Source organism: Paenibacillus sp. FSL K6-1230 (genome assembly GCF_038002385.1).
GTDB classification, from domain to species: Bacteria; Bacillota; Bacilli; order Paenibacillales; family Paenibacillaceae; genus Paenibacillus; species Paenibacillus massiliensis.
The window spans coordinates 402996-423497 of the sequence record NZ_JBBOCK010000001.1; the positions used below are offsets into that span (position 1 = coordinate 402996).

The 20502-nt window shown below is 48.6% G+C and carries 15 protein-coding genes, 21 tRNA genes, 1 rRNA gene and 2 riboswitches; of the genes, 31 read left to right on the plus strand and 6 right to left on the minus strand.

The features are described from left to right. The first annotated feature begins 68 nt into the window (after positions 1-68). From rrf to MKX74_RS01845, 22 genes are all read left to right on the plus strand, one after another. Positions 69-185, plus strand: a 5S ribosomal RNA gene (gene rrf / locus MKX74_RS01740). A 35-nt stretch (positions 186-220) separates the two neighbouring features. Continuing rightward, positions 221-297: transfer RNA gene (locus MKX74_RS01745), tRNA-Ile, on the plus strand. Between the two features lie 18 nt (positions 298-315). Continuing rightward, positions 316-391: transfer RNA gene (locus tag MKX74_RS01750), tRNA-Ala, on the plus strand. Between the two features lie 7 nt (positions 392-398). Next, positions 399-474, plus strand: a tRNA-Asn gene (locus tag MKX74_RS01755). Between the two features lie 32 nt (positions 475-506). Continuing rightward, a tRNA-Met gene (locus MKX74_RS01760) sits at positions 507-580 on the plus strand. Positions 581-583: 3 nt separating this feature from the next. Then, positions 584-675 (plus strand) — tRNA-Ser (locus MKX74_RS01765). A 34-nt stretch (positions 676-709) separates the two neighbouring features. Beyond that, positions 710-781, plus strand: a tRNA-Glu gene (locus MKX74_RS01770). A 123-nt stretch (positions 782-904) separates the two neighbouring features. Beyond that, positions 905-980 (plus strand) — tRNA-Val (locus tag MKX74_RS01775). Positions 981-991: 11 nt separating this feature from the next. After that, positions 992-1065: transfer RNA gene (locus tag MKX74_RS01780), tRNA-Met, on the plus strand. A gap of 30 nt (positions 1066-1095) precedes the next feature. Further along, positions 1096-1172: transfer RNA gene (locus MKX74_RS01785), tRNA-Asp, on the plus strand. Between the two features lie 53 nt (positions 1173-1225). Further along, a tRNA-Phe gene (locus MKX74_RS01790) sits at positions 1226-1301 on the plus strand. 24 nt (positions 1302-1325) lie between these two features. Next, positions 1326-1401: transfer RNA gene (locus tag MKX74_RS01795), tRNA-Thr, on the plus strand. Positions 1402-1405: 4 nt separating this feature from the next. Next, positions 1406-1491 (plus strand) — tRNA-Tyr (locus MKX74_RS01800). A gap of 16 nt (positions 1492-1507) precedes the next feature. Then, positions 1508-1580 (plus strand) — tRNA-His (locus MKX74_RS01805). A gap of 17 nt (positions 1581-1597) precedes the next feature. Then, positions 1598-1672: transfer RNA gene (locus tag MKX74_RS01810), tRNA-Gln, on the plus strand. Positions 1673-1688: 16 nt separating this feature from the next. Next, a tRNA-Lys gene (locus MKX74_RS01815) sits at positions 1689-1764 on the plus strand. 10 nt (positions 1765-1774) lie between these two features. Then, a tRNA-Leu gene (locus MKX74_RS01820) sits at positions 1775-1862 on the plus strand. A 7-nt stretch (positions 1863-1869) separates the two neighbouring features. Continuing rightward, positions 1870-1944, plus strand: a tRNA-Gly gene (locus MKX74_RS01825). An 8-nt stretch (positions 1945-1952) separates the two neighbouring features. Then, positions 1953-2024: transfer RNA gene (locus MKX74_RS01830), tRNA-Cys, on the plus strand. A gap of 26 nt (positions 2025-2050) precedes the next feature. Further along, positions 2051-2127: transfer RNA gene (locus MKX74_RS01835), tRNA-Arg, on the plus strand. A 59-nt stretch (positions 2128-2186) separates the two neighbouring features. After that, positions 2187-2260, plus strand: a tRNA-Pro gene (locus MKX74_RS01840). 8 nt (positions 2261-2268) lie between these two features. Continuing rightward, positions 2269-2339 (plus strand) — tRNA-Gly (locus MKX74_RS01845). Positions 2340-2581: 242 nt separating this feature from the next. Here MKX74_RS01845 and MKX74_RS01850 read toward each other — a convergent pair. The 3 genes from MKX74_RS01850 to MKX74_RS01860 form a co-directional block, all read right to left on the minus strand. Further along, positions 2582-3709: a sensor histidine kinase gene (locus tag MKX74_RS01850; protein WP_341177301.1), complete on the minus strand. Its 1128-nt coding sequence runs from the start codon at positions 3707-3709 to the stop codon at positions 2582-2584. Continuing rightward, a complete protein-coding gene (locus MKX74_RS01855; protein WP_018888253.1) occupies positions 3702-4355 on the minus strand; it encodes a response regulator in 654 nt (217 codons plus the stop codon). The genes MKX74_RS01850 and MKX74_RS01855 overlap by 8 nt, the downstream gene beginning before the upstream one ends. Before the next feature lie 148 nt (positions 4356-4503). Next, a complete protein-coding gene (locus tag MKX74_RS01860) occupies positions 4504-4956 on the minus strand; it encodes a GAF domain-containing protein (protein WP_018888254.1) in 453 nt (150 codons plus the stop codon). A gap of 371 nt (positions 4957-5327) precedes the next feature. On the opposite strand from MKX74_RS01860, the gene MKX74_RS01865 reads away from it, so the two are divergent. Beyond that, complete coding sequence (locus tag MKX74_RS01865; RefSeq protein WP_018888255.1) at positions 5328-6074, plus strand: Crp/Fnr family transcriptional regulator; 747 nt, start codon at positions 5328-5330, stop codon at positions 6072-6074. Positions 6075-6392: 318 nt separating this feature from the next. Here the strand turns inward: MKX74_RS01865 and MKX74_RS01870 are convergent, their stop codons facing one another. Continuing rightward, a complete protein-coding gene (locus MKX74_RS01870) occupies positions 6393-6545 on the minus strand; it encodes a hypothetical protein (protein WP_018888256.1) in 153 nt (50 codons plus the stop codon). Between the two features lie 400 nt (positions 6546-6945). Here MKX74_RS01870 and MKX74_RS01875 point away from each other — a divergent pair, with 400 nt between their 5' ends. From MKX74_RS01875 to MKX74_RS01905, 7 genes are all read left to right on the plus strand, one after another. Continuing rightward, a complete protein-coding gene (locus MKX74_RS01875; protein WP_341177302.1) occupies positions 6946-8274 on the plus strand; it encodes an extracellular solute-binding protein in 1329 nt (442 codons plus the stop codon). Positions 8275-8437: 163 nt separating this feature from the next. Next, positions 8438-9328, plus strand: coding sequence for a carbohydrate ABC transporter permease (locus MKX74_RS01880; protein ID WP_018888258.1), 891 nt, complete (start codon positions 8438-8440; stop codon positions 9326-9328). 16 nt (positions 9329-9344) lie between these two features. Continuing rightward, on the plus strand, positions 9345-10169 hold the full coding sequence (locus MKX74_RS01885; protein WP_341177303.1) for a carbohydrate ABC transporter permease: 825 nt from the start codon (positions 9345-9347) through the stop codon (positions 10167-10169). A gap of 57 nt (positions 10170-10226) precedes the next feature. After that, on the plus strand, positions 10227-12038 hold the full coding sequence (locus MKX74_RS01890; RefSeq protein WP_341177304.1) for a sensor histidine kinase: 1812 nt from the start codon (positions 10227-10229) through the stop codon (positions 12036-12038). Then, positions 12019-13200 carry a response regulator gene (locus MKX74_RS01895; protein ID WP_018888261.1) on the plus strand — a complete coding sequence of 394 codons (1182 nt, stop codon included), beginning with the start codon at positions 12019-12021 and terminating at the stop codon, positions 13198-13200. The genes MKX74_RS01890 and MKX74_RS01895 overlap by 20 nt, the downstream gene beginning before the upstream one ends. An 80-nt stretch (positions 13201-13280) precedes the next feature. Next, entirely contained in the window at positions 13281-13742 is a 462-nt protein-coding gene (locus MKX74_RS01900; protein WP_341177305.1) for a pyridoxamine 5'-phosphate oxidase family protein, read from the plus strand. A gap of 209 nt (positions 13743-13951) precedes the next feature. Further along, entirely contained in the window at positions 13952-16288 is a 2337-nt protein-coding gene (locus MKX74_RS01905; RefSeq protein ID WP_341177306.1) for an Ig-like domain-containing protein, read from the plus strand. 224 nt (positions 16289-16512) lie between these two features. On the opposite strand, the gene sdaAA is transcribed toward MKX74_RS01905, so the two are convergent. Together sdaAA and sdaAB are read right to left on the minus strand one after the other, a co-directional pair. Then, positions 16513-17433, minus strand: coding sequence for an L-serine ammonia-lyase, iron-sulfur-dependent, subunit alpha (sdaAA, locus tag MKX74_RS01910; protein WP_341177307.1), 921 nt, complete (start codon positions 17431-17433; stop codon positions 16513-16515). 39 nt (positions 17434-17472) lie between these two features. Further along, positions 17473-18150: an L-serine ammonia-lyase, iron-sulfur-dependent subunit beta gene (gene sdaAB, locus MKX74_RS01915; protein WP_341177308.1), complete on the minus strand. Its 678-nt coding sequence runs from the start codon at positions 18148-18150 to the stop codon at positions 17473-17475. 211 nt (positions 18151-18361) lie between these two features. Further along, positions 18362-18470, minus strand: a riboswitch (glycine riboswitch). Between the two features lie 401 nt (positions 18471-18871). Continuing rightward, positions 18872-18971: riboswitch (purine riboswitch) on the plus strand. Between the two features lie 75 nt (positions 18972-19046). Here sdaAB and MKX74_RS01920 point away from each other — a divergent pair. After that, the gene (locus MKX74_RS01920) at positions 19047-20471 is read left to right on the plus strand and encodes an NAD(P)/FAD-dependent oxidoreductase (protein ID WP_341177309.1); all 1425 of its coding nucleotides are present in this window, start codon (positions 19047-19049) and stop codon (positions 20469-20471) included. Positions 20472-20502 lie beyond the last annotated feature (31 nt).

Sequence of the window (20502 nt, forward strand, 5' to 3'; positions counted from 1 at the left end):
CAACATTTATACGCACAGATGTGCTGTACCAAATGTTTCGCATACCGTGTTTGTTTCACAAACACTCGTTTGGTGGCGATAGCGGAGGGGTTCCACACGTACCCATCCCGAACACGACCGTTAAGCCCTCCAGCGCCGATGGTACTTGGACCGAAGGGTCCTGGGAGAGTAGGACGCCGCCAAGCAAGCTTTTTTGGATGAGGAGCAATTATACATATTAGGGCCCTTAGCTCAGCTGGTTAGAGCGCACCTCTGATAAGGGTGAGGTCAGTGGTTCGAGTCCACTAGGGCCCACCATCATCCATTAAATAATTTGGGGCTATAGCTCAGCTGGGAGAGCGCCTGCCTTGCACGCAGGAGGTCAGGGGTTCGATCCCCCTTGGCTCCACCAAAAATTTTCCCTGATAGCTCAGTTGGTAGAGCACTCGACTGTTAATCGAGTTGTCACAGGTTCGAGTCCTGTTCGGGGAGCCATTTTGTACACTATTGAATTACTATATATAGGTGGCGGTGTAGCTCAGCTGGCTAGAGCGTACGGTTCATACCCGTGAGGTCGGGGGTTCGATCCCCTCCGCCGCTACTCGGAGAGATACCCAAGTGGCTATAAGGGGACCCTCTGCTAAGGGGTTAGACTGCGTAAGCGGTGCGAGGGTTCGAATCCCTCTCTCTCCGCCAACTCAATTTCATAGTGTATAGTACAAGTTATCAAGGCCCGTTGGTCAAGGGGTTAAGACACCTCCCTTTCACGGAGGTAACAGGGGTTCGAATCCCCTACGGGTCATAAGGCTATCCCATAGCCGATGAAAAATGAGAACCCCTAGAGGTTCGTCGGAGCATAAGCTTCGGAAGAATTACACGCAGTCGGCTCACATCGTAAGACGCAACCCATACGAGTCATAAATATGGAGGCTTAGCTCAGCTGGGAGAGCATCTGCCTTACAAGCAGAGGGTCGGGGGTTCGATCCCCTCAGCCTCCACCATAATATAATATCGCGGGGTGGAGCAGCTCGGTAGCTCGTCGGGCTCATAACCCGAAGGCCGCAGGTTCAAATCCTGCCCCCGCAATTATCTTTCAAGCGATTGAAAGTAACTCATGGAACTGTGGTGTAGAGGCCTAACATGCCTGCCTGTCACGCAGGAGATCGCGGGTTCGAATCCCGTCAGTTCCGCCATTTGTGTTTTTAATAGAATAGGCCATGTTCTTGGATAAGTCATATTAGTATTTGGCTCGGTAGCTCAGTCGGTAGAGCAGAGGACTGAAAATCCTCGTGTCGGCGGTTCGATTCCGTCCCGAGCCACCATTAGACTTATTGAAGTGAACATTTGCCGGTGTAGCTCAACTGGTAGAGCAACTGACTTGTAATCAGTAGGTTGGGGGTTCAAGTCCTCTCGCCGGCACCACTGTGGAGGATTAGCGAAGTGGCCAAACGCATCAGACTGTAAATCTGCTCCCTTACGGGTTCGGTGGTTCGAATCCATCATCCTCCACCAGTTTTTTTAAATTATGGCGATCGTGGCGAAGGGGTTAACGCACCGGTTTGTGGATCCGGCATTCGTGGGTTCAAGTCCCATCGGTCGCCCTTGATTTAATTAATATTGGGGATTAGCCAAGCGGTAAGGCAACGGACTTTGACTCCGTCATGCATAGGTTCAAATCCTATATCCCCAGCCATTTACTCTCTTATTGAGAGCCATTAGCTCAGTTGGTAGAGCACCTGACTTTTAATCAGGGTGTCGAAGGTTCGAGTCCTTCATGGCTCACCATGTATTATTTGCGGTCGTGGCGGAATTGGCAGACGCGCACGGTTCAGGTCCGTGTGGGCTAACCCCCCGTGGAGGTTCGAGTCCTCTCGACCGCACCATTATTATGCGGACGTGGCTCAGCGGTAGAGCATCGCCTTGCCAAGGCGAGGGTCGCGGGTTCGATTCCCGTCGTCCGCTCCATATCATACGGCGCCATAGCCAAGTGGTAAGGCAAAGCTCTGCAAAAGCTTGATTCCCCAGTTCAAATCTGGGTGGCGCCTTTACCAAATTTATTTTGGCCCTATATGTCCCCTTAGCTCAGCTGGATAGAGCGTTTGACTACGAATCAAAAGGTCGGGAGTTCGAATCTCTCAGGGGACGCCATATTCACTTACAATCGTTATTTCAAAGATACTTTTATCTATGGAATAATCTTATGATATCGGGACGTAGCTCAGCTTGGTAGAGCACCTGGTTTGGGACCAGGGGGTCGCATGTTCAAATCGTGTCGTCCCGATTGTATTTGCGGGTGTAGTTCAATGGTAGAACTCCAGCCTTCCAAGCTGGTAGCGTGGGTTCGATTCCCATCACCCGCTTTTCTTTATGCGGATTCTTGTCACACCAGTTGTGACACCTTATAGATAAGAGAGCCCGTCTCGGACAAGGCTCTCTCTTTTTTTTGCTCAAATCCCCTCGCTGCATTAGTGAGGGGATTTGTCGTTCATCATTTGTTGTTTATATCTAATTGGGAGTATGTTCTGTATGTTAATTCATTTATTATATCCACAAATATGTGTATCAACATGTGTATCAATAATTCCTTGTTTGCTTCATGCTGCTAGGCTTTCTCAAGCGCATCATCCTGGTTCTTTGGCATGGTCAGCTCTACCCGTGTCCCATTTCCAGGCTGAGAATCAATGATCAACTGCCCTCCGACACTTCTCGCCCTTTCCTCCATGCTGAACAATCCTACTCCGCTGGAAGAGGTGCCTGGTGTGAAGCCCGCTCCCTTATCCTGAATACAGCTCCACACTTCAGTACCTCGATCCTCCAGAATTACCTGAGCCTCTGACACGTCTGCATACCGGGCAATGTTGGTTAGTGCCTCTTGCACAATACGGTACATAACAATTTCCTTCTTTATCTCAAGACGTTTACGCAGATTGCACTGAAATTGAACGGTAATTCCGTAATGCTTGGTATAATTCTCAATATAAGTACGAACAGCAGGCACGACCCCCAGGTCATCCAACACCGAGGGGCGAAGCTCCCAAGCCAGGCCGCGTACGTCTTCCATAATGGAGGTGACCTGCTTACGAAGCTGGGCGAGCTTGCTGTCTGCATTACCTGACAACTGTTGATCGATCTGAATGATCAAGGAGAACAAGCTTTGTCCGATCCCATCATGTAGCTCTCGTGAGATGCGTTTACGCTCCTCCTCTTGAATTTGCATGACCTGGGTCATCATGAATTGGAGCTCGCCTTCTACCTTCTTCAGCTGTGTGACCTCATTACGAATAGCAAGGTATTGATAGGGCCGGCCATTCTCGTCGTTTATAGGCACAATGGTCGTGTTCACCCAATAATAGGAGCCGTCTTTGGCGCGGTTGCGAATCTCGCCTCTCCATACCTGTCCTGAGGAGATGGTGCGCCACAGATTTTTCATGAAATCTACCGAATGATACCCTGAGTTGATAAGTCGATGGTCTTGGCCGATTAATTCTTCCCTGGAGTATTGAGATACTTCGCAGAACTTGTCATTTACATACTTGATGATACCCCTGGGATCTGTGACTGCCACAATAGAAGACTCATCCAACGCGAATTTGAGATCTGATAGCTGATGTAGTGAATATCGCAAGGATTCTCGGAAAACTGGGTCAGGTATATAGTGATCCAATTCCTGAAGCAAGGAGGAGGCTTGTTGACCAATGACATGCTTCGGGGTCCCCTTCGGACTACTCATAGTTCAACAATCCCTTCTTCATGGCGAACTTCACCAGCTCAGGCCGGGTTCTAAGATTTAATTTTTCCATCAGATTACTCTTATGTGTCTCGACTGTCTTCACACTAATAACCAGATGTTCGGCAATTTCCTTATTAGAATATCCCTTGGCAATCCAGGACAAGATCTCACGTTCACGGTCAGACAGAGTATCATAAGGGCCTGAAGCGCCATCCTGCTTAAGTTTATCCAGATATTCACTCATCAGGCGTTTGGTTGCGCTTGGATAGAGGTAGGCACTTCCACCAGCGACCGATTGAATAGCTGATAGCAGCTCTTCATGTGGGGCGCTTTTTAGAACATATCCGGATGCTCCAGCTTGAATGGCGCGGAACAGATATTCTTCATCATCATGCATTGTCAAAATAAGAACCTCGATATCGGGTAGCTGCTTCTTCAGTTCCTTCGTGGCTGTGAGACCATCTTTACCCGGAGGCATACTAAAATCCATTAGAACCACATCCGGTAACAACTCGGCTGCTTTAAGTATAGCTTCGTCACCGTCTGCGGCATCGCCAATGACCTTCATATCGTGCTTGCCATCCAGTAAGGCAATCAGGCCGGATCTGACAACGACATGGTCATCCACTACAAGTATACGAATCAAACGTTATCCCTCCTGCCAGCTCATAAAGATGAAGCTGTTAACAATATCATAGCAAAAAAAAAGAATCCTACCAATGAAGGATTCTTTGGTCTTACATTTAGATGAGCAGTACGCGAGCACATAACCAATTTGCACTCTTGAGAGTTCCTTATCTTGCTTGCTCCGAATGACGCATACATTCGATCTGTCGTGCAACCTCTTCAGTCACTGCCAGCTCCTGAGGCAGGAAGATTCGGGCACTACGATTGCCGATGAGCAAGACCCCTTGCGGTAGCGGCGTACTGTCGTCATGTAGCGGAATGGCCACAGCGGAATGTAGCTGTTCAGCCAGCATCAGTGCACACTCCTGACGAAGCCGTGAGGCACCTGGTACAAGGGGATTGGCCGTCACTGTGCGACCGAGTCGGATAGCTGTACCAGCCACACCGTAGCCGGATTTGAACGATATGCGCCGATATCGCTCACTGCGGCAGCCTGTCACATATCGCCAACGAAAATAGCTGTCCCCTTGATCTATCCAGGCTACTGCGACGACGTCACTGGATATACTATCGCGCAGGAGTTCAAGCTCCTTGCATAACTCGACAGTTATATCAACCATCACACAACACTTCCTTTTTCAAGTCGAACTGCAATATATATTATTAAGTCTGATTCCTTTTGTTATGATAATAGAATTTCAAGGCAGGTCACCGATATCTCAACTTTGTGAACACTTCCACTATTCCATTGTAAATCTTTGCGTCTGAAAAGGGACTAAGGGAAAACCCTTATTTTACTACAGAGAAACACTGGTTTTGATAAAATCCCTGTAAGAGCGCAGAAGTATCACATTTTTCCAGCCAAGGAAGTGACTTTCGTCACAACAAATCAGGGAATTGCGAAGGACAAAATCAGGTATTCTCCTGATAACGGATTTGAGGCTATACCATTATGATAGAAGTATCAGGAAAGCAAAAGGAGACGGTGAACATGCCAGCAACTTATATGCAACGTGTAGACGGAAAACAGGGCACAGGTCGGCAGGGAATACACGTATTTTTGAATGATGACCAGTTTGCGTTGCTGCAGACCATTATGACATGGAAGAAAGTAAAAGCTGGCAATACCCTGTTCATGGAAGGGGAAGAAGCCGGTCAGCTATACTATATACGTTCGGGACGGATTAAGCTGCGTAAATCGACGGAGGATGGCAAAGAGCTCATTCTAACGATTCAGCGCAAAGGTGATGTAATTGGCGACTTCGGCGGCTTTGGTAGCGAGGATTATAATAGTACTGCGGAGACAGCGGATGCTTGTGAGGTTGGCGTTATACAAGTTAAGGAGCTGGAGGGGCTAATTGCCAAGCATGGAGATCTGGGTCTTCAATTTGTAAAATGGTACAATCTCAAGCAGCGCATCATGGAGTCGCGTTTTAGAGATCTGCTGTTGTATGGAAAAGCGGGTGCACTGGCTTCGACCTTGATCCGTGCATGCAATACGTGCGGCACTCAGGATGAGGACGGAATTACCCTTAGCATGAAGCTGAATCATACCGAGCTCGGGGAGATGATTGGGGCAACCCGTGAAAGTGTGAACCGGATGTTAAATTCGTTCAAGGAACAAGGTATTCTGGAAACGAAGGAAGGCAAAATTGTCGTCCGCAATCTGGAGGATCTACGATTCCTGTGCGGCTGTCCAGAACAAGGACATTGCCCTAACGAAATCTGCCGATTATAACAAGAACTATGTATACACCCTTTCTATCAAGCCGCTGGGCGGTTCTATAAGCTAGACAGCCTATAGATGAAAATGACCTCGATTCGACAGTTTCATCTCTGAACCACTAAAAAAAGCTAACCCGATGTAGTCGCAGGTTAGCTTTTTCTAGATGGTTTTTTTTGAAACTATAAGAAGGGCCACATGGGCCGAACTAGACCCCGAAAGGATATGAACAAAACTCTTCATACGCTTACCATCTTATGAGATCACAGATGAAGTCATTAGGTCACATAATCAAGTAATCAAGCAGGTATTTAAGTAATCACATCATGCAATCTAGACGTCAGCTTCTTCACGAGTGCAGAGCAATGTCTGCAGCTTGCGGTGAATTTCTCTCTGCCATCTCTTATCCTGTACCTGAATAGCCAGATTGAGCAGGTCGAGATAATCATCAATGTGAAGAGAAGTCTTGCGCGTGGCGGCACTCACCAGGCTATTCCCCCTATCAAGGTATGCTTGAGGCAATAATGCTATGTAGTCCTCAGCAGGTATTTATTAACTTAATAATGATAATCATTATCAGTAATTCTTAAGTCTTATTATAATGCTTAATTTCAGAAATGCAATAGTAATCGGCAAGGATGGTATGTGCAATTTCAAATCATATACTCGTAGAGGGCTGATTGTAGGTGCTTCTAGGCTGGAATCAAGTGCTTCTATTTCGCTGACAGAACTGCCTTAAAAAAACAAACCCGACTTCCTAAGTTCAAACATTGTTCACATTATAAAGATGGAAGATAATACATATATCACATGAGTGTTTTGTGCAGAGAGAAAGTCTACAGACAGTCGGTCGCGAAATGCTCAATACGATGAGGAGGAAAGGGTCATGAATACGAGAAAGATGAAAGCGCTTGCTATCGCATTGACAAGCGTCATGATTTTCATTCTCGCAGCCTGCAGCAGTCAGGAAGGCAGTCCATCCCAAAGTCCTGCTACCGAAGGAGGGGATTCGGGCAGCAAGGAAGTAACCATCACATTCCAGAACATTTATCCCGATCCAAGCACACCATCCTACGAGATGATGAGACAATTAGTGGATCAATACCAGAAGGATCACCCCAACGTAAAGATCGAGCTGGACTCCCTCAATACAGATCAGCAAAAGCTGAAGCTCAAGACGCAAGCAGCCTCCAAGGAGGTACCAGACATTACTATCGTAAATCCGGCGGCACAGATGAAGCCGTTCGTCGAGGCGGGCCTGTTGGCGCCACTGAACGATATGGTCGATAAAGATGGCCTGCGCGGCATGTATCAGGATGGTCTGTTGGACTATTACAGCTTTGATGGCAATGTGTATGCTGTACCTGACGGCAATAACATTGAGGTTGTCTTCTATAACAAGGAGATCTTCGAGAAAGCTGGTATCAAAGAAATACCAACGACCTTCGACGAGCTGCTGGAGGTTGTGAAGACACTCAAGGCTCAGGGCATTACACCGATTGCCATTGGTGAGAAGGATTCCTGGACCGGATCGTTCCTCTTTATGAATGTGCTGCTGCGGACCAATGGACCTGGCTTCCTGCAGGACGTCATGGACGGCAAGAAGACCTTTAACGATCCTGCCTTTATTGAAGCCGTTGACGCGTTCCAGGAGCTGGTGCAAGCCGGAGCCTTCCCGGATGGAGCTACCTCTATTGACTACAATGCGGGCGGAAACATTTTCCGTACGGGGCAATCTGCTATGTATATCATGGGAACGTGGGAGACAGGCGCGATTGATGCATCATCCGTGGCAGGTAAAGTAGGAGCCTTCCAATTCCCGACGGTGAACGGAAAAGGTGATCTGAATGAATACATGCTTGCACCAGGCAGTGCCTTCGCAGTCTCAGCGAACAGCGAGCATTTACAAGAAACCAAGGACTTCCTGCACTACTTCTCCACGGAAATGCCGAAGGTACAGTTCGAGCTGAAAAATGCTGTCGGTAGCGGACATAAAATTGAAGGTGACTTCAAAGCTGCTGGCTACTCCGATCTGGCCGTAAGCCTGAATGATCTGTTCAAGAACATTAAGGGTGGCGACCTTGCATTTGACAACACTATGAATCCTGCAGTAACTCAGGTACATCTCAGCAGCATCCAGAACCTATTCGTACAAAAGGTGGATTCTGCACAGGTAGCTCAGGAGCATCAGGCAGCCTTTGAGGCCAATAAATAAATCTGCTCACAGCTTCCCACCAAAGCTACAATAAGCAATCCTGAGGATCTTGAACTGATCACCATCCTGACCATCTGCAATGGGGGAGGGGCCATCCGGTCCTTCCCTTCTCTTGGCTACAGATAGATTTGTTAGGGATAGAGATGAGACAAGGAGGTAAATCATGAATGTGCTAAAGGTCAGTGCCCGTACAATTGCGATATTCGTTCTGCCTTGCTTGCTGCTATATGTATGCATGGTGTTCATTCCGATTCTGGTATCGATCTATACCGGGTTATTGGACTGGAACGGGATTGCCGGAGCCAGATTCATTGGACTGGACAACTTTCAGAAGTTTCTGTTCGATGATCCTTTGTTCTGGCCAGCCGTGAAGCGGACGTTGATGTTCGCTGTCTTCTCTATGGCCGAGATTCCAATCTGTCTGTTCATTGCGATATTGCTGAATAGATATGTACGCAAGGCTAACTCACTCGTAACTCTGTATTTTATGCCTGTCATCCTGTCCGTTGTCATCATTGGTCAGCTCTGGAAGACTATTTATAACCCCGCCTCCATGGGCGGCATGATTAACGGTGTGCTGATCTCTCTGGGATTGGAGGATTGGGTGCGCAACTGGCTGACGGAGCCCGCGATTGCGATGTATTCAATCTATATTGTGGCGTTATGGCAGTATTTTGGCTACCATCTGCTGATTCAATTCACGGGGGTACAGAATGTTCCCGGCGAGCTGTACGAGGCGGCGAAGATTGATGGAGCAGAAGGCTTCAAGGCGGACTATCATATCACTTTTCCCCTGATTGTACCCATTTTGAAAATATCAATTGTACTGGCATTTATCGGTTCACTGCAATCCTTTGATCTGATCTGGGTCATGACGGGAGGCGGGCCGGCTAATGCTACAAATACAGTTGCTACCTATATGTATAACATGTCGTTCTTGTCCATGAAGTACGGCTATGGCAGTGCGCTGGCGACGTTTCTCGTAGTGTTCTGTCTGGTGTTCACCATCATCATTAATTTTGTTTTCAAACGAATCGAAAATAAGGTAAGCTAAGGAGGCCGAGCAGCAGATGAGAGTAGTGAAAAAATCGTTCATTTACGCCTTGCTGGCGGTCCTGGTCGTGACCCAGATCTACCCGTTATTCTGGCTCTTGACGTATTCACTCAAGACGAATGAGGAGATCCTGGGCGGTAGCTTCTTCGCGCTTCCTGATGTCCCACAGTGGCAGAATTATAAGGAAGCCTATGAATCGGGTAGCTATCTGCAATACTTGTCCAACAGTGTGTTCGTAACCAGCATTACGATGGTCTGTGTCATTCTGCTCAGCTCCATGACAGCCTACGCGATTACCAGGTTCCGCTGGCGCTATGGCTCAATCGTTATGCTCGTCTTTCTTGTAGGCATGATGATTCCGATGCAGGCTACGCTGCTGCCGTTGATGGTCATGTTCAAGAATATCAAAATTCTCAATACACATTTATCATTAATCCTTCCCTATATTGCCTTTCAGACACCCATTGCCGTATTTATTCTAAGTGGCTTCATGCGCTCGATCCCCCATGAAATTGAGGAGTCGGCGTACATGGATGGTGCCAGCATCTATCGGATCTATCGAAGCATCATTCTACCCATCTCTTTGCCTCCAGTGATGACGGTGTGTATTCTAACGTTCATTAATATATGGAATGAGTATATATTGGCCGCGACCTTCATCTCCTCGGAGCGTCTCAAGACCCTTCCCTTTGGCATATACACCTTCGTCAGTCAGTTTTCCGTCAACTATGGCAATATTGGAGCCTATCTCGTCATGGGAGCCCTGCCAGTCATCATCATCTACTTTGTGCTCTCAGAGCGAATTACCAAAGGAATGGTTGCTGGTGCAGTGAAGGGGTAGTGGATCATCTAACAAGCGAAGAAGAAACAGCACAAGCGAGAAAGGAGCGTAATCTGCTTGCTTAAAGGATTTCAATCCATTCAATATCGTTTGTTCGTGCTGTTTCTTTTTTGTATGGCTGGTATTGTGCTGGCAATCAGTCTGCTCTTCTACAACCGCACAGCGGCAGAATATCACAACAAGATCAGTGATCTGGCACGCAAAAATGTGTCGCAGACCGCTGGGCTGTTCAGCCTGTTGCTGGATTCGTATAGCAGTCTCTCCAAGTCGATTACGAACAATTTTGAATTGGTCCGCCTGCTAGGAACAAGTACGGAGCTTGCTCCTGAGGCCGCCTATATTAGCGAACAGAAGATTACGAATACGCTCGGGGCCATTTATTATTCCAGAACAGACTTAATAGGGATTCATGTGCTTACCAACTCAGGCAGAGTGTACAGCTACGGGAACTATATGAATGTAATTGATCGGGACTATGCGCAGACTGATTGGTATCAGGAAATTGAGCGCGCGAAGGGGAAAATAGCCTGGCTTGGCGTCTATCCGAATTCGGTCATTGACCAAATGGAGAAGAGGCCAGTTTTTGCGTTCGGACGCCAGCTCTACGATCTGGATGAGCATAAGCCGATTGGTATCGTATTATTCGAGGCCGAGCCACGTTCAATCCAGGCTGCATTGCATAATTTGCGTCTTGGTCCCAATAGCGAGGTGTATTTGATCGGACACGATAACCGAATTGTGTCAGCCACTACCTCCCGACCACCACCTGTCATACAGGGGCCAGAAGCTGTAGGGGCAGATGCGGTGGTGGTGGAGCGCAGAGATCAACAGATTATGATTGCATCCCAGCTCCCTTTTGTCGATTGGTCCGTCGTTAGCGTCACGCCAAGCAAGGACTTGAATGTAGAGCTGGCACAGACACAGCGTTATCTCCTCATAGTAGCACCTGCACTGATTATTCTCTCTGCTTTGATTGCTTCTATTATATCCAAAAGAATCTCACTGCCGCTCAAGCGCCTGATCCGGGAGATGAAGCGAGTGGAGACGGGGAACTTCAGGGGTACGCTGCAGGTAACCTCGTATCAGGAGGTGAACCAGCTTGTGGACTCCTTCAATCATATGGTTGGACGCATAGCCGAGTTGATCGAGATCGTGAAGATATCCTCTGTCAGTGAGAAGAATGCCGAGCTTCATGCGCTGCAGACGCAGGTGAATCCGCATTTTCTGTATAACACACTGGATATGATTTATTGGATGCTGGATGAGAAGAATGAGGATCAATTAGGAGAGCTTGTCCTTTCCCTGTCGCATATGTTCAGATACAGCAGTCACTGGCACGAGGGCGCGAATGTGACGCTGCGCGAGGAGGTAGAACAGATCAGTCATTATCTGACCATCATCAAGGCACGCCTCCAAGGGCGATTGGGGGTCAAGGTGCATATTGATGAGCAGTGGCTGAATATCCGTGTACCCAAGATGACGCTACAGCCGCTGATTGAAAATGCCGTTAAGCATGGCCTGGAGCCGCTTCATACCAATCAGCAGGGAGAGAATGTACAAGGAGAGCTGAGGCTGATCGCCAGTCGCCGGGAGGGGCGCTTGTATCTGACCATTATGGACAATGGCGTAGGGATGGATGAGAGGCGGCTGGAGCAGGTGAGATGGGCGCTGCTGGAGCCTGGAAAATATGATAGCCATGCTGGCGGGGCTGGCATCGGGCTACAGAATTTGCAGCTTCGTCTACATCATATGTTCGGCTCGGACTACGGGATTCGGATATCCGGACAACCCGGAGTAGGAACTACCGTTACTGTAGAGCTTCCACTTCCGCATGAGGAGGAGAATGTAGATGAATATTTTGATCGCTGATGATGAGCAAATGATTCGACAGGGTATTGGACGCACGCTCAGCCAAGCCTGGCCGTCTAGCCAAATCTATGCGGCCTCGTCAACGGAGGAGGCGGCGATGATTCTGTCGGAGCATCCCGTAGATATTGTTCTTACCGATATTCTAATGCCAGGCATGGATGGGTTGGAATTCATGAGAATATCAAAGCGCAAGCATCCTCATCTGCAATGGGTTGTGATTTCGGCGCATTCTGATTTTCAGTATGCACAGCGAGCAGTTCGCCTGGGAGCCAAGGATTATTTGCTGAAGCCGATTGGCAAGAAGAAGCTACTGGAATGTGTGGAAAGTCTGGCCGATGAAGCTCAGGCTGAATCTGTTCGGATGAAAGAGGGCAAGCTCCTGCGGAGCAGCCTTGGTTATCTCCGTGAGGCTGTCTTTCAACGGTATGCACTGGGGCTTGATACTGGAAAGCTTGATATTCAGCCTTTCGTGGAGAATTACCCTGATTTTCACCTCTACATGGTTCGTATGGAAGCCGTTCAGCGCAAGACTCATCTGGAGCATTTTATTATCGAGAATGTCCTGTCTGAGCTTCTGGAATCTGCAGGGCATGGCTTCGTAGTCAGCTTGGATCGACATAGCTTGCTTGGGATCGCAAGACTGGACGATATCTCTGAAGGACAACGAGTGGCTGAGCAGCTACGGGCTCATTTGCGTCGCTATCTGAAAATCTCCTTTCAGGTGGCACATTCCGGTCCCCATGAAGAATTCACCAGACTTCCTGATGTAGTAGGGGAGCTGCGAAGTACACCACTGGAGAGGGAAGCGGCAGACAGTAACGCATGCTTGAAGGACAGCGTTCACACCATTGACGTAGCGTTGCAATATATCCGAGCTCACTATACAGAGGATTTGTCATTGGAGCGGGTGGCCTCAGTCGTATTCCTGAATCCGGTCTATTTCAGCCAGCTGTTCAAGCAGAAGACAGGGCAGGGGTATAAAGACTATGTGATCTCTTTACGAATGGAGGAGGCGAAGAACCTCTTGCTCCAACCACAGCTTAAGCTCGCAGATATTGCAGAGAAGATCGGCTACCACGACATGCGTCATTTCACACAGGTGTTTAGACGCAAATGTGGTATGACCCCTACCGAGTACAGAGCTAGCAGCAAACTCCGCTAGGGGCTAGGGATTTAATTGTGGTAGACTAGGGTGAGAATACCATTAGTGCATATATCCCCCGTATAAAGGAGTTGTGAATCATGAAGGAGTCGGCTCTACCCCCTATGTTGGTAGAACTATTGAATGGACGCGATCTGGGTGACAAGCAGCAAGAGGCTTTCCAGTTACTGACGATTAGCTCGGACGAGTGGCCTCATACCTCCATGGTTAGTGTGGGTGAGGTCGTGGCGCTGGATCAGGAGCGACTGCGGATATCGCTGTGGCCCGGGACACGCACTACGAACAATATCCTGCGCACAGGTAAAGCCAAGCTGGTGATTAGTAAAGACGGAATCGTATACTATGTCCGCATGATGCTAACACAGCTACCGGAATTACAGGGAGTACGCTACAGGCGTGAACGCTTTGAAGCTAGAGTGGTAGCCGTTCGTGCGGACAAAGCGTCATATGCAGAGGTGGTGTCCGGCTTCAAGATTAAGCTGCGTGAGCCAGGTGATGTCGTGGAGCGCTGGGCCGAGACGGTGAGTGATCTGTTAAAATAACTTCTTTATTGTAAAAAATACATATTGTTACAAAGGTGGCGTCATTCTGTATGGTTCTTAGGGTCTGCGGGAACGTAGGTACTAAGAATCATTTTGCGTTCATAGGGATGAAAATGTCGTCCTTTTTGATTAAAAACCTAAATAATTCCTGTGCTTTCGTCGAAAAAAGAACAGACGAGATATTTATCGTAATTGGGAGGACACTTATTTTGAAAAGAAAATGGTCTGCGTTTTTGGTGTTAGTGATGCTGATGACGAGTATTGGATCTTTTGCCGGTGTAGCTTCAGCTGCAGATCCGGTTCTGACAAAACTGGTGCTGTCAACCAATGAAGTGACATTACAAACGGGAGATACCGCCTCTTTGACAGCTACAGCGGTGTATGACACAGGAAAGACCACGAATGTAACGGTGGATACGGATTGGAGTACCGAAAGCTCAGCAGTAGCTACCGTATATAACGGAACCATCACTGCCAAGGCTGAAGGGACTTCTGTGATTAGTGCTAGCTATCAAGGTCTTCATCAGACGGTAGCCGTTAGTGTTACCAAAAAGGTAAAAGGGTTAACCAAGGATGTGCAGAAGCTGGAGCTGCGTTCTGGCCAGACGGCTAATATCGCGCTAACAGCTACTTACACTGACAATTCTACTGCTGAGGTAGCTAATAAGGCAGACTGGACGACGGATAATGATGGTGTAGCTACCGTGCTGAACGGTAAAGTAACAGCCGTAGGAGCAGGTACAGCTACAATTAAAGCAGTATATGGCAAGCAGACGGTCACGGTACCCGTATCGGTAGACGTCGTGAAGCGTCTGGATGTAGACCAAAGTCAACTCTCCTTGCTGCTGAAGGATAAGGAGTCAGTGACGGTCAAGGCAACCTTCCCTGATGGTACAGAGAAGGATGTAACGGCTGAGGCAGAGTGGAGCTCCAGCAATCCGACTGTAGCGGATGTACTGAAGGGTGAGATTACTGCCTATAGCGCAGGACAGGCTACTATCACAGCCAAATACGGCACAATGTCGGCTACAGTTGCTGTAGATGTAGACACTACAAGCAAGCTGAAGGCCAGTGAATCTGACGTATTCATGTACCTGGATGCTACAAAAGCGATTGAGATTACAGCGGTATATCCAGATGGCAGCACAGCAGTTGTGACAAATGATAGCACATGGACCTCCAGCAACGCGTCAGTGGCCTCTGTCAACAAGGGGAACATTATGGCCAATGCTGCAGGTACGGCTGTTATTTCGGCGAAATATGGCGATAAGACTGTCAACATTCAAGTAGATGTCGAGACAGCCAGATACCTAGATCTGAGCGAAGAGAAGGTATCGCTGCAGGCGAAGGAAAGCAAACAGCTTACCTTGAAAGCAACTTATATCGACGGTAAGACAGAGGATATCACGGCTAAAGCAAACTGGACCTCCAGTAACAGTGACACAGTCTTCGTTAGCAAGGGCGAAGTTACAGGCTACAAATCAGGTGAGGCGACAGTTACTGCCTCCTACGGTGGCAAGAACGCTACAGTGAAGGTAGCTGTTGATGTACCGAGTGACGTCACACTATCTACGAAGACGCTGACCATTGATTTGAATGAAACTTATCAAGCGAAGCTGACTGCGGATTATGGCGATGGAAGAACTGAGGACGTTACTGCGGATGCGGAATGGTCAACTAGCTCAGCTACAGTCGCTTCGGTCACAGGTGCGGGTCTCGTCAAGGGTGAATCCTCGGGTAAAGCAGTTATTACAGCTACCTACAACAGCAAGAAGTACACGATGAATGTAGAGGTAGGTCTGGTAGATAAGCTTGAGACCGAGACGCAATTAATTATCATGGGTGCACAGGAAACGAAGCAGCTCAAAGTGTTCGCGATTAAAGGCACAGATCGAGTCGATGTTACTGCTGATGCGGATTGGAAGACAGGTAATATCAAAATAGCCGAGGTTAGTAAAGGGCTAGTAAATGCTAATAGCCGCGGTAAAACAAATATTACAGCAAGCTACGGTAATCAGAGGATTACCTTCGCCGTTGAAGTGGACATCGCGACCAGTGTAGAGGCAAGTGAAGTCGCTTTGTCGCTCAAGAGTGGGGACAAAAAGACGGTTAAGCTCACTATGAAATCTAGCGATGGTAGCACAAAGGATGTTACTTCCCAAGCTCAGTGGAAGACTTCCAATTATAAGGTAGCTACGGTGAAGGATGGCCAAATTACAGCGGTGGCCTACGGTAAGACGAGCATTACAGGTAACTATGGCGGCAAAACTTATACCGTACGCGTAGATGTAGATACGTTGAAGTATTTGCAGACAGATGAGGTGTTGCTGACTCTGACGGCAGGGCAAACAGCACAACTGACGGCTACAGCCACCTTCATGGATGGGACAGACAAGGATGTAACCAAGCCTGCGCTCTGGACGTCCTCCAAGATCACGGTAGCTACAGTGAAGGATGGCAAAATCAAGGCGCAAAGCAAAGGCCGCGCCACGATTACGATTAAGTATGCAGGCAAGACTACGAGAGTAAATGTAACTGTGCAATAGGAATGATACGAAAACAGATTTCTATACACGAAAAGAACATGCCCCTTGGCGAACGGATATCGTTCATCAAGGGGCATGTTTGTTACTAGGCTACGAATTACAATTAACCTACGTAATTCTACATTCGCATTTGGAGCTGTTAGATGAATGACAAGATGGCTATGAAAGCACAGCTGATAGGCGATCTACTGAACGGAATGAACAGAACATCAGAGTGTCTTACATTATTCGTGTCCGATGGGCTGGTTGCTGTTAGCAGCAGCATTTTTCTTCGGATTAGCGAGTCCTTCCGTCATACGACGTCCAGTAGGAGTCTGGGCAAGCCCGCCCTTGGCAGTCTCTCGGTGCTGGGTTGGCATCGCACTTCCTACCTCCAGCATCACATCAATGACCTCATCGGAAGGAATGGCACTACGCACGCCGGCGAGGGCCATGTCTGCCGCAGCCAAGGCTGTTACGGCACCGAGTCCATTGCGAACGATACAAGGGATCTCTACCAATCCTGCTACCGGATCACAGATGAGTCCAAGCGTATTTTTCAATGCCAGTCCGACTGCATGCATAGCTTGCTCAGGAGAGCCTCCTCTAAGTTCTACCATCGCACCTGCGGCCATTCCAATGGCAGAGCCGATCTCGGCTTGACAGCCGCCTTCAGCTCCAGAGATGAAGGAGTTATTGGCAATGACATAGCCGATAGCCCCTGCCGCGAACAAGCCATGAACCATATGCTCATCCTCCCAGCCGAATCTCTCCTGCGCACTGATGAATACACCCGGAATGACACCGCACGAACCAGCGGTCGGTGTAGCTACGATCCGTCCCATGGAGGCATTCACCTCCGATACGGATAGTGCATAAGCCATAGCAAGGGCCGATGCATCACCGGAGCAGGCCTCTCCTGTACGCAAGTATTCGGCCAGGCGCTTACCGTCTCCTCCAGTCAATCCGCTACGGGATACCGTGTCCTCGGTCTGTCCCCGGTGGACAGCCTCCTTCATGATTTCATAGTATTTGGCCATTTGGATGTAAATCTCTTCAGGAGAGCTGCCGCTCTCCTTGGATTGCTCTTCGAGCATCAACTGGCCAATCGTCTTGGATTCCTGTATACATAATTCGCTTAATTCACGCAGATGCCGAAATCGCATGTGACTAGCCCCTTCCTGTTCCTAACCTAATCTTGATGCTTACTTTGCCGTGTTACGAATATCCATCACCTTCACCTCGTACATGTAGGTGAGAGACTGCAGATATTCCAGAAGCGGTCTTGGAATGATGCTATCTGTCTCTATAGCTGATAGTGCCTCTCCATCCCGACCGGTGCGGTCTACGTGCATATAGGCAATATTCACACCGGATGCACCTAAGGCCGTAGTTATGGCCCCCAGCATACCAGGCTTATCTGAATGTAGCAGGGTCAGGATCGGGAGCTCTCCTGTCAAATTGACACGAAATTCGTTGAGCTGCTGTACCTGAATATTCCCGCCGCCTATGGAAGAGCCTACGAGTGTGGACTTACGACCGGCCTGCCATGCATCAATTCGTACCGTGTTGGGATGAAGTGCAGGTAGCGAGCTTGTGACGAACTCATAAGTCATTCCGGCCCGTCTGGCCTGCTCTTCTGCATCAATGATCCTCGCGTCATCAGTGTTATAGTCCAGCAAGCCTCCGAGTAATGCCAAATCAGTGCCATGCCCTTTGTACGTATCAGCGAAGGAGCCGTATAATGTCATGACACACCGCTCGGGTGTACTACCTACCCAGTGATGGGCCATGCGTCCGAGCCGGACGGCCCCTGCTGTGTGCGAGCTGGAGGGACCGGTCATAGCGGGTCCAATAATGGAAAACACATCTTTAAAGCGCATAAGAACTCCTCCTGTACATGATGATTTGCCTTCAGTATCCACTAATATTCATCTGTTCACTCTAATCCTGCCGCGTCATGTCAGCACAAAAAAGGACAGGATAAGGAAGTGATCCCTTATCTCTGTCCTGTGTACCTGAGAGTTTGCTGCGGGTTCTTGGTTGCGATCCCCCGCCTTACCCCTTTGGTGGCTTACGCTCTCTCCAGAGGCGCGTCCGTTGACGGTACGGGTACCTGAGAGATTAACTGTCGGCCGGGTGCCGTGCAGCTTGCTCCTTCGGTGCCCTGCTCTTGCTGGCAGGTCTCTCCCGTCAATATCATCCGCAATATATGTACAATTACATAGGTTAGCCTGAGAAGGCTCCCTTGTATACTTCATGGATCAAGCGGGAGATCGGATCTCCATGTCATATCCCTGTTAAGAGATGGTTGGCAATCTTGACACAACGAAGATATTAACGGTTAAGGCCACTCTTGTCAATATAATAGTATGCGAGAGTGAAGTTAGGGGTGCATACAAGCTAAGCATGCTAGAGGAGTGTTCATAGTGAGATGTCCCTAAAACACGAACGTTATTTCAATAATCATTTGACACATTCGTGTTTACTGGCATACAATGAGTTAGGGGAGATTAAGGGAAGCTCCTTCGACCCTAGAATCGTACATTAGCTTGACGACCCATCGACATTTGTTAACATTCAATGATCAGTTAGTCAACATTCAGTCAGTATTTAATCAACGTTCGTATAACCTCAATAATCAGGATTGAGGGTTTCTACAGGGAACCGTAAATTCCCGGCTACGAATAGGCTGCTTCGGCATACCTATGGAGAGCCGGGATTTTTTTGTGCGCTCATTTAAGGCCGTGGTGGAGCAGGCTCATGTGGGGAGGACGCTATGAAAGCATATGATGTCATTATTGTCGGGGCAGGCCCGGCGGGAATTTTCGCAGCATACGAATTGAGCAGGAGGGCACCGGAGTGGAAGGTGCTGTTGGTAGACAAGGGACATGATATTTATCGTAGGCGCTGTCCGATTCTGGAGGGCAAGATTGCACTGTGCCCACCTCCAGCAGGGAAGAAGGATCATGCCGGATGTCTCCCGGCCTGCTCGATTACAGCCGGATTCGGCGGGGCAGGAGCATACAGTGACGGTAAGTTCAATGTGACTACCGAATTCGGGGGCTGGCTGACAGATTATATAGCTCCTTCCGAGGTAATGGAGCTGATTCGATACGTGGATTCCATTAATCTGGAGCATGGGGCAACGACAGTAATTACAGATCCTACTACTGAGACTGTACGCAGTATTGAGCAGCGAGGATATGCTGCAGGCTTGAAGCTATTGCGTGCAGAGGTGCGGCATCTGGGAACGGAGCAGAACCTTCAGATTTTGCAATCCATCTACGAATATTTGCAGGAACGGATCGACATGGTCTTCAAGGCTGAGGTGGAGGATATTCTCGCAGAGAAGAAGGATTCTGACTATCATGTGAGCGGGATCCTGCTCAAGAATGGGGAGACCTATCAGGCTAATCGGGTCATGATTGCACCGGGACGTGACGGCTCTGTGTGGCTGGCAGAATTGCTGAAGAAGCGCAAGATCAAGATGTACAACAATCAGGTGGATGTCGGAGTGAGGGTTGAGACGTCGGATGTGGTGATGCAGGAGATCAATGAGCATCTGTATGAAGGGAAATTTATCTATAATACTTCAGTAGGAACCCGGGTGCGTACCTTCTGCAGCAATCCATCCGGTCATGTGGTGGTCGAGAATCATAGTGGGATTATGGCAGCCAATGGACATTCCTACAAGGACCCGGCTCTTGGCTCGGCCAACACGAATTTTGCCTTACTCGTATCGCATAGCTTCACTGAACCATTCGATAAGCCTAATGAATATGCCCGTGAAATCTGCAAGCGTGCCAATGACTTGTCTGGCGGTGGTGTGATTGTGCAGAAATACGGGGATATCATAAGAGGGCGGCGTTCCACTGTCAACCGGATCAAGGAGGGCTTCCTGGAGCCTACCCTGAAGGAGGCCGTACCTGGTGATCTAGGATTGGTGTTGCCTTACAATACCATGCGCAGTCTGATTGAAATGATGGAGGCGCTGGATAAGGTAACGCCGGGTATCGCTTCCGAGCATACACTATTTTATGGCGTGGAAGCCAAATTCTATTCGGCACGGCCCAAGCTGGACTCCAATCTCCAGACGGAGATTAAGGGGCTATACTGCGGGGGAGACGGCGCAGGTATTACGAGGGGACTGGCGCAAGCTGGGGCAGCGGGAATAAGAATTGCCCGGGCAATGTTAGCTTGATTGAAGTGGTAAAAACTTAGCTTGAACAGGC

What these genes read in the sequence shown, in the direction of transcription:
- MKX74_RS01850 (WP_341177301.1), bottom strand. Translation starts at nt 3,709, where the DNA reads ATGAGTAGTCCGAAGGGGACCCCGAAGCATGTCATTGGTCAACAAGCC.
- MKX74_RS01875 (WP_341177302.1), top strand. Translation starts at nt 6,946, where the DNA reads ATGAATACGAGAAAGATGAAAGCGCTTGCTATCGCATTGACAAGCGTC.
- MKX74_RS01880 (WP_018888258.1), top strand. Translation starts at nt 8,438, where the DNA reads ATGAATGTGCTAAAGGTCAGTGCCCGTACAATTGCGATATTCGTTCTG.
- MKX74_RS01920 (WP_341177309.1), top strand. Translation starts at nt 19,047, where the DNA reads ATGAAAGCATATGATGTCATTATTGTCGGGGCAGGCCCGGCGGGAATT.
- sdaAA (WP_341177307.1), bottom strand. Translation starts at nt 17,433, where the DNA reads ATGCGATTTCGGCATCTGCGTGAATTAAGCGAATTATGTATACAGGAA.
- MKX74_RS01900 (WP_341177305.1), top strand. Translation starts at nt 13,281, where the DNA reads ATGAAGGAGTCGGCTCTACCCCCTATGTTGGTAGAACTATTGAATGGA.
- MKX74_RS01885 (WP_341177303.1), top strand. Translation starts at nt 9,345, where the DNA reads ATGAGAGTAGTGAAAAAATCGTTCATTTACGCCTTGCTGGCGGTCCTG.
- MKX74_RS01865 (WP_018888255.1), top strand. Translation starts at nt 5,328, where the DNA reads ATGCCAGCAACTTATATGCAACGTGTAGACGGAAAACAGGGCACAGGT.
- MKX74_RS01860 (WP_018888254.1), bottom strand. Translation starts at nt 4,956, where the DNA reads ATGGTTGATATAACTGTCGAGTTATGCAAGGAGCTTGAACTCCTGCGC.
- sdaAB (WP_341177308.1), bottom strand. Translation starts at nt 18,150, where the DNA reads ATGCGCTTTAAAGATGTGTTTTCCATTATTGGACCCGCTATGACCGGT.
- MKX74_RS01895 (WP_018888261.1), top strand. Translation starts at nt 12,019, where the DNA reads ATGAATATTTTGATCGCTGATGATGAGCAAATGATTCGACAGGGTATT.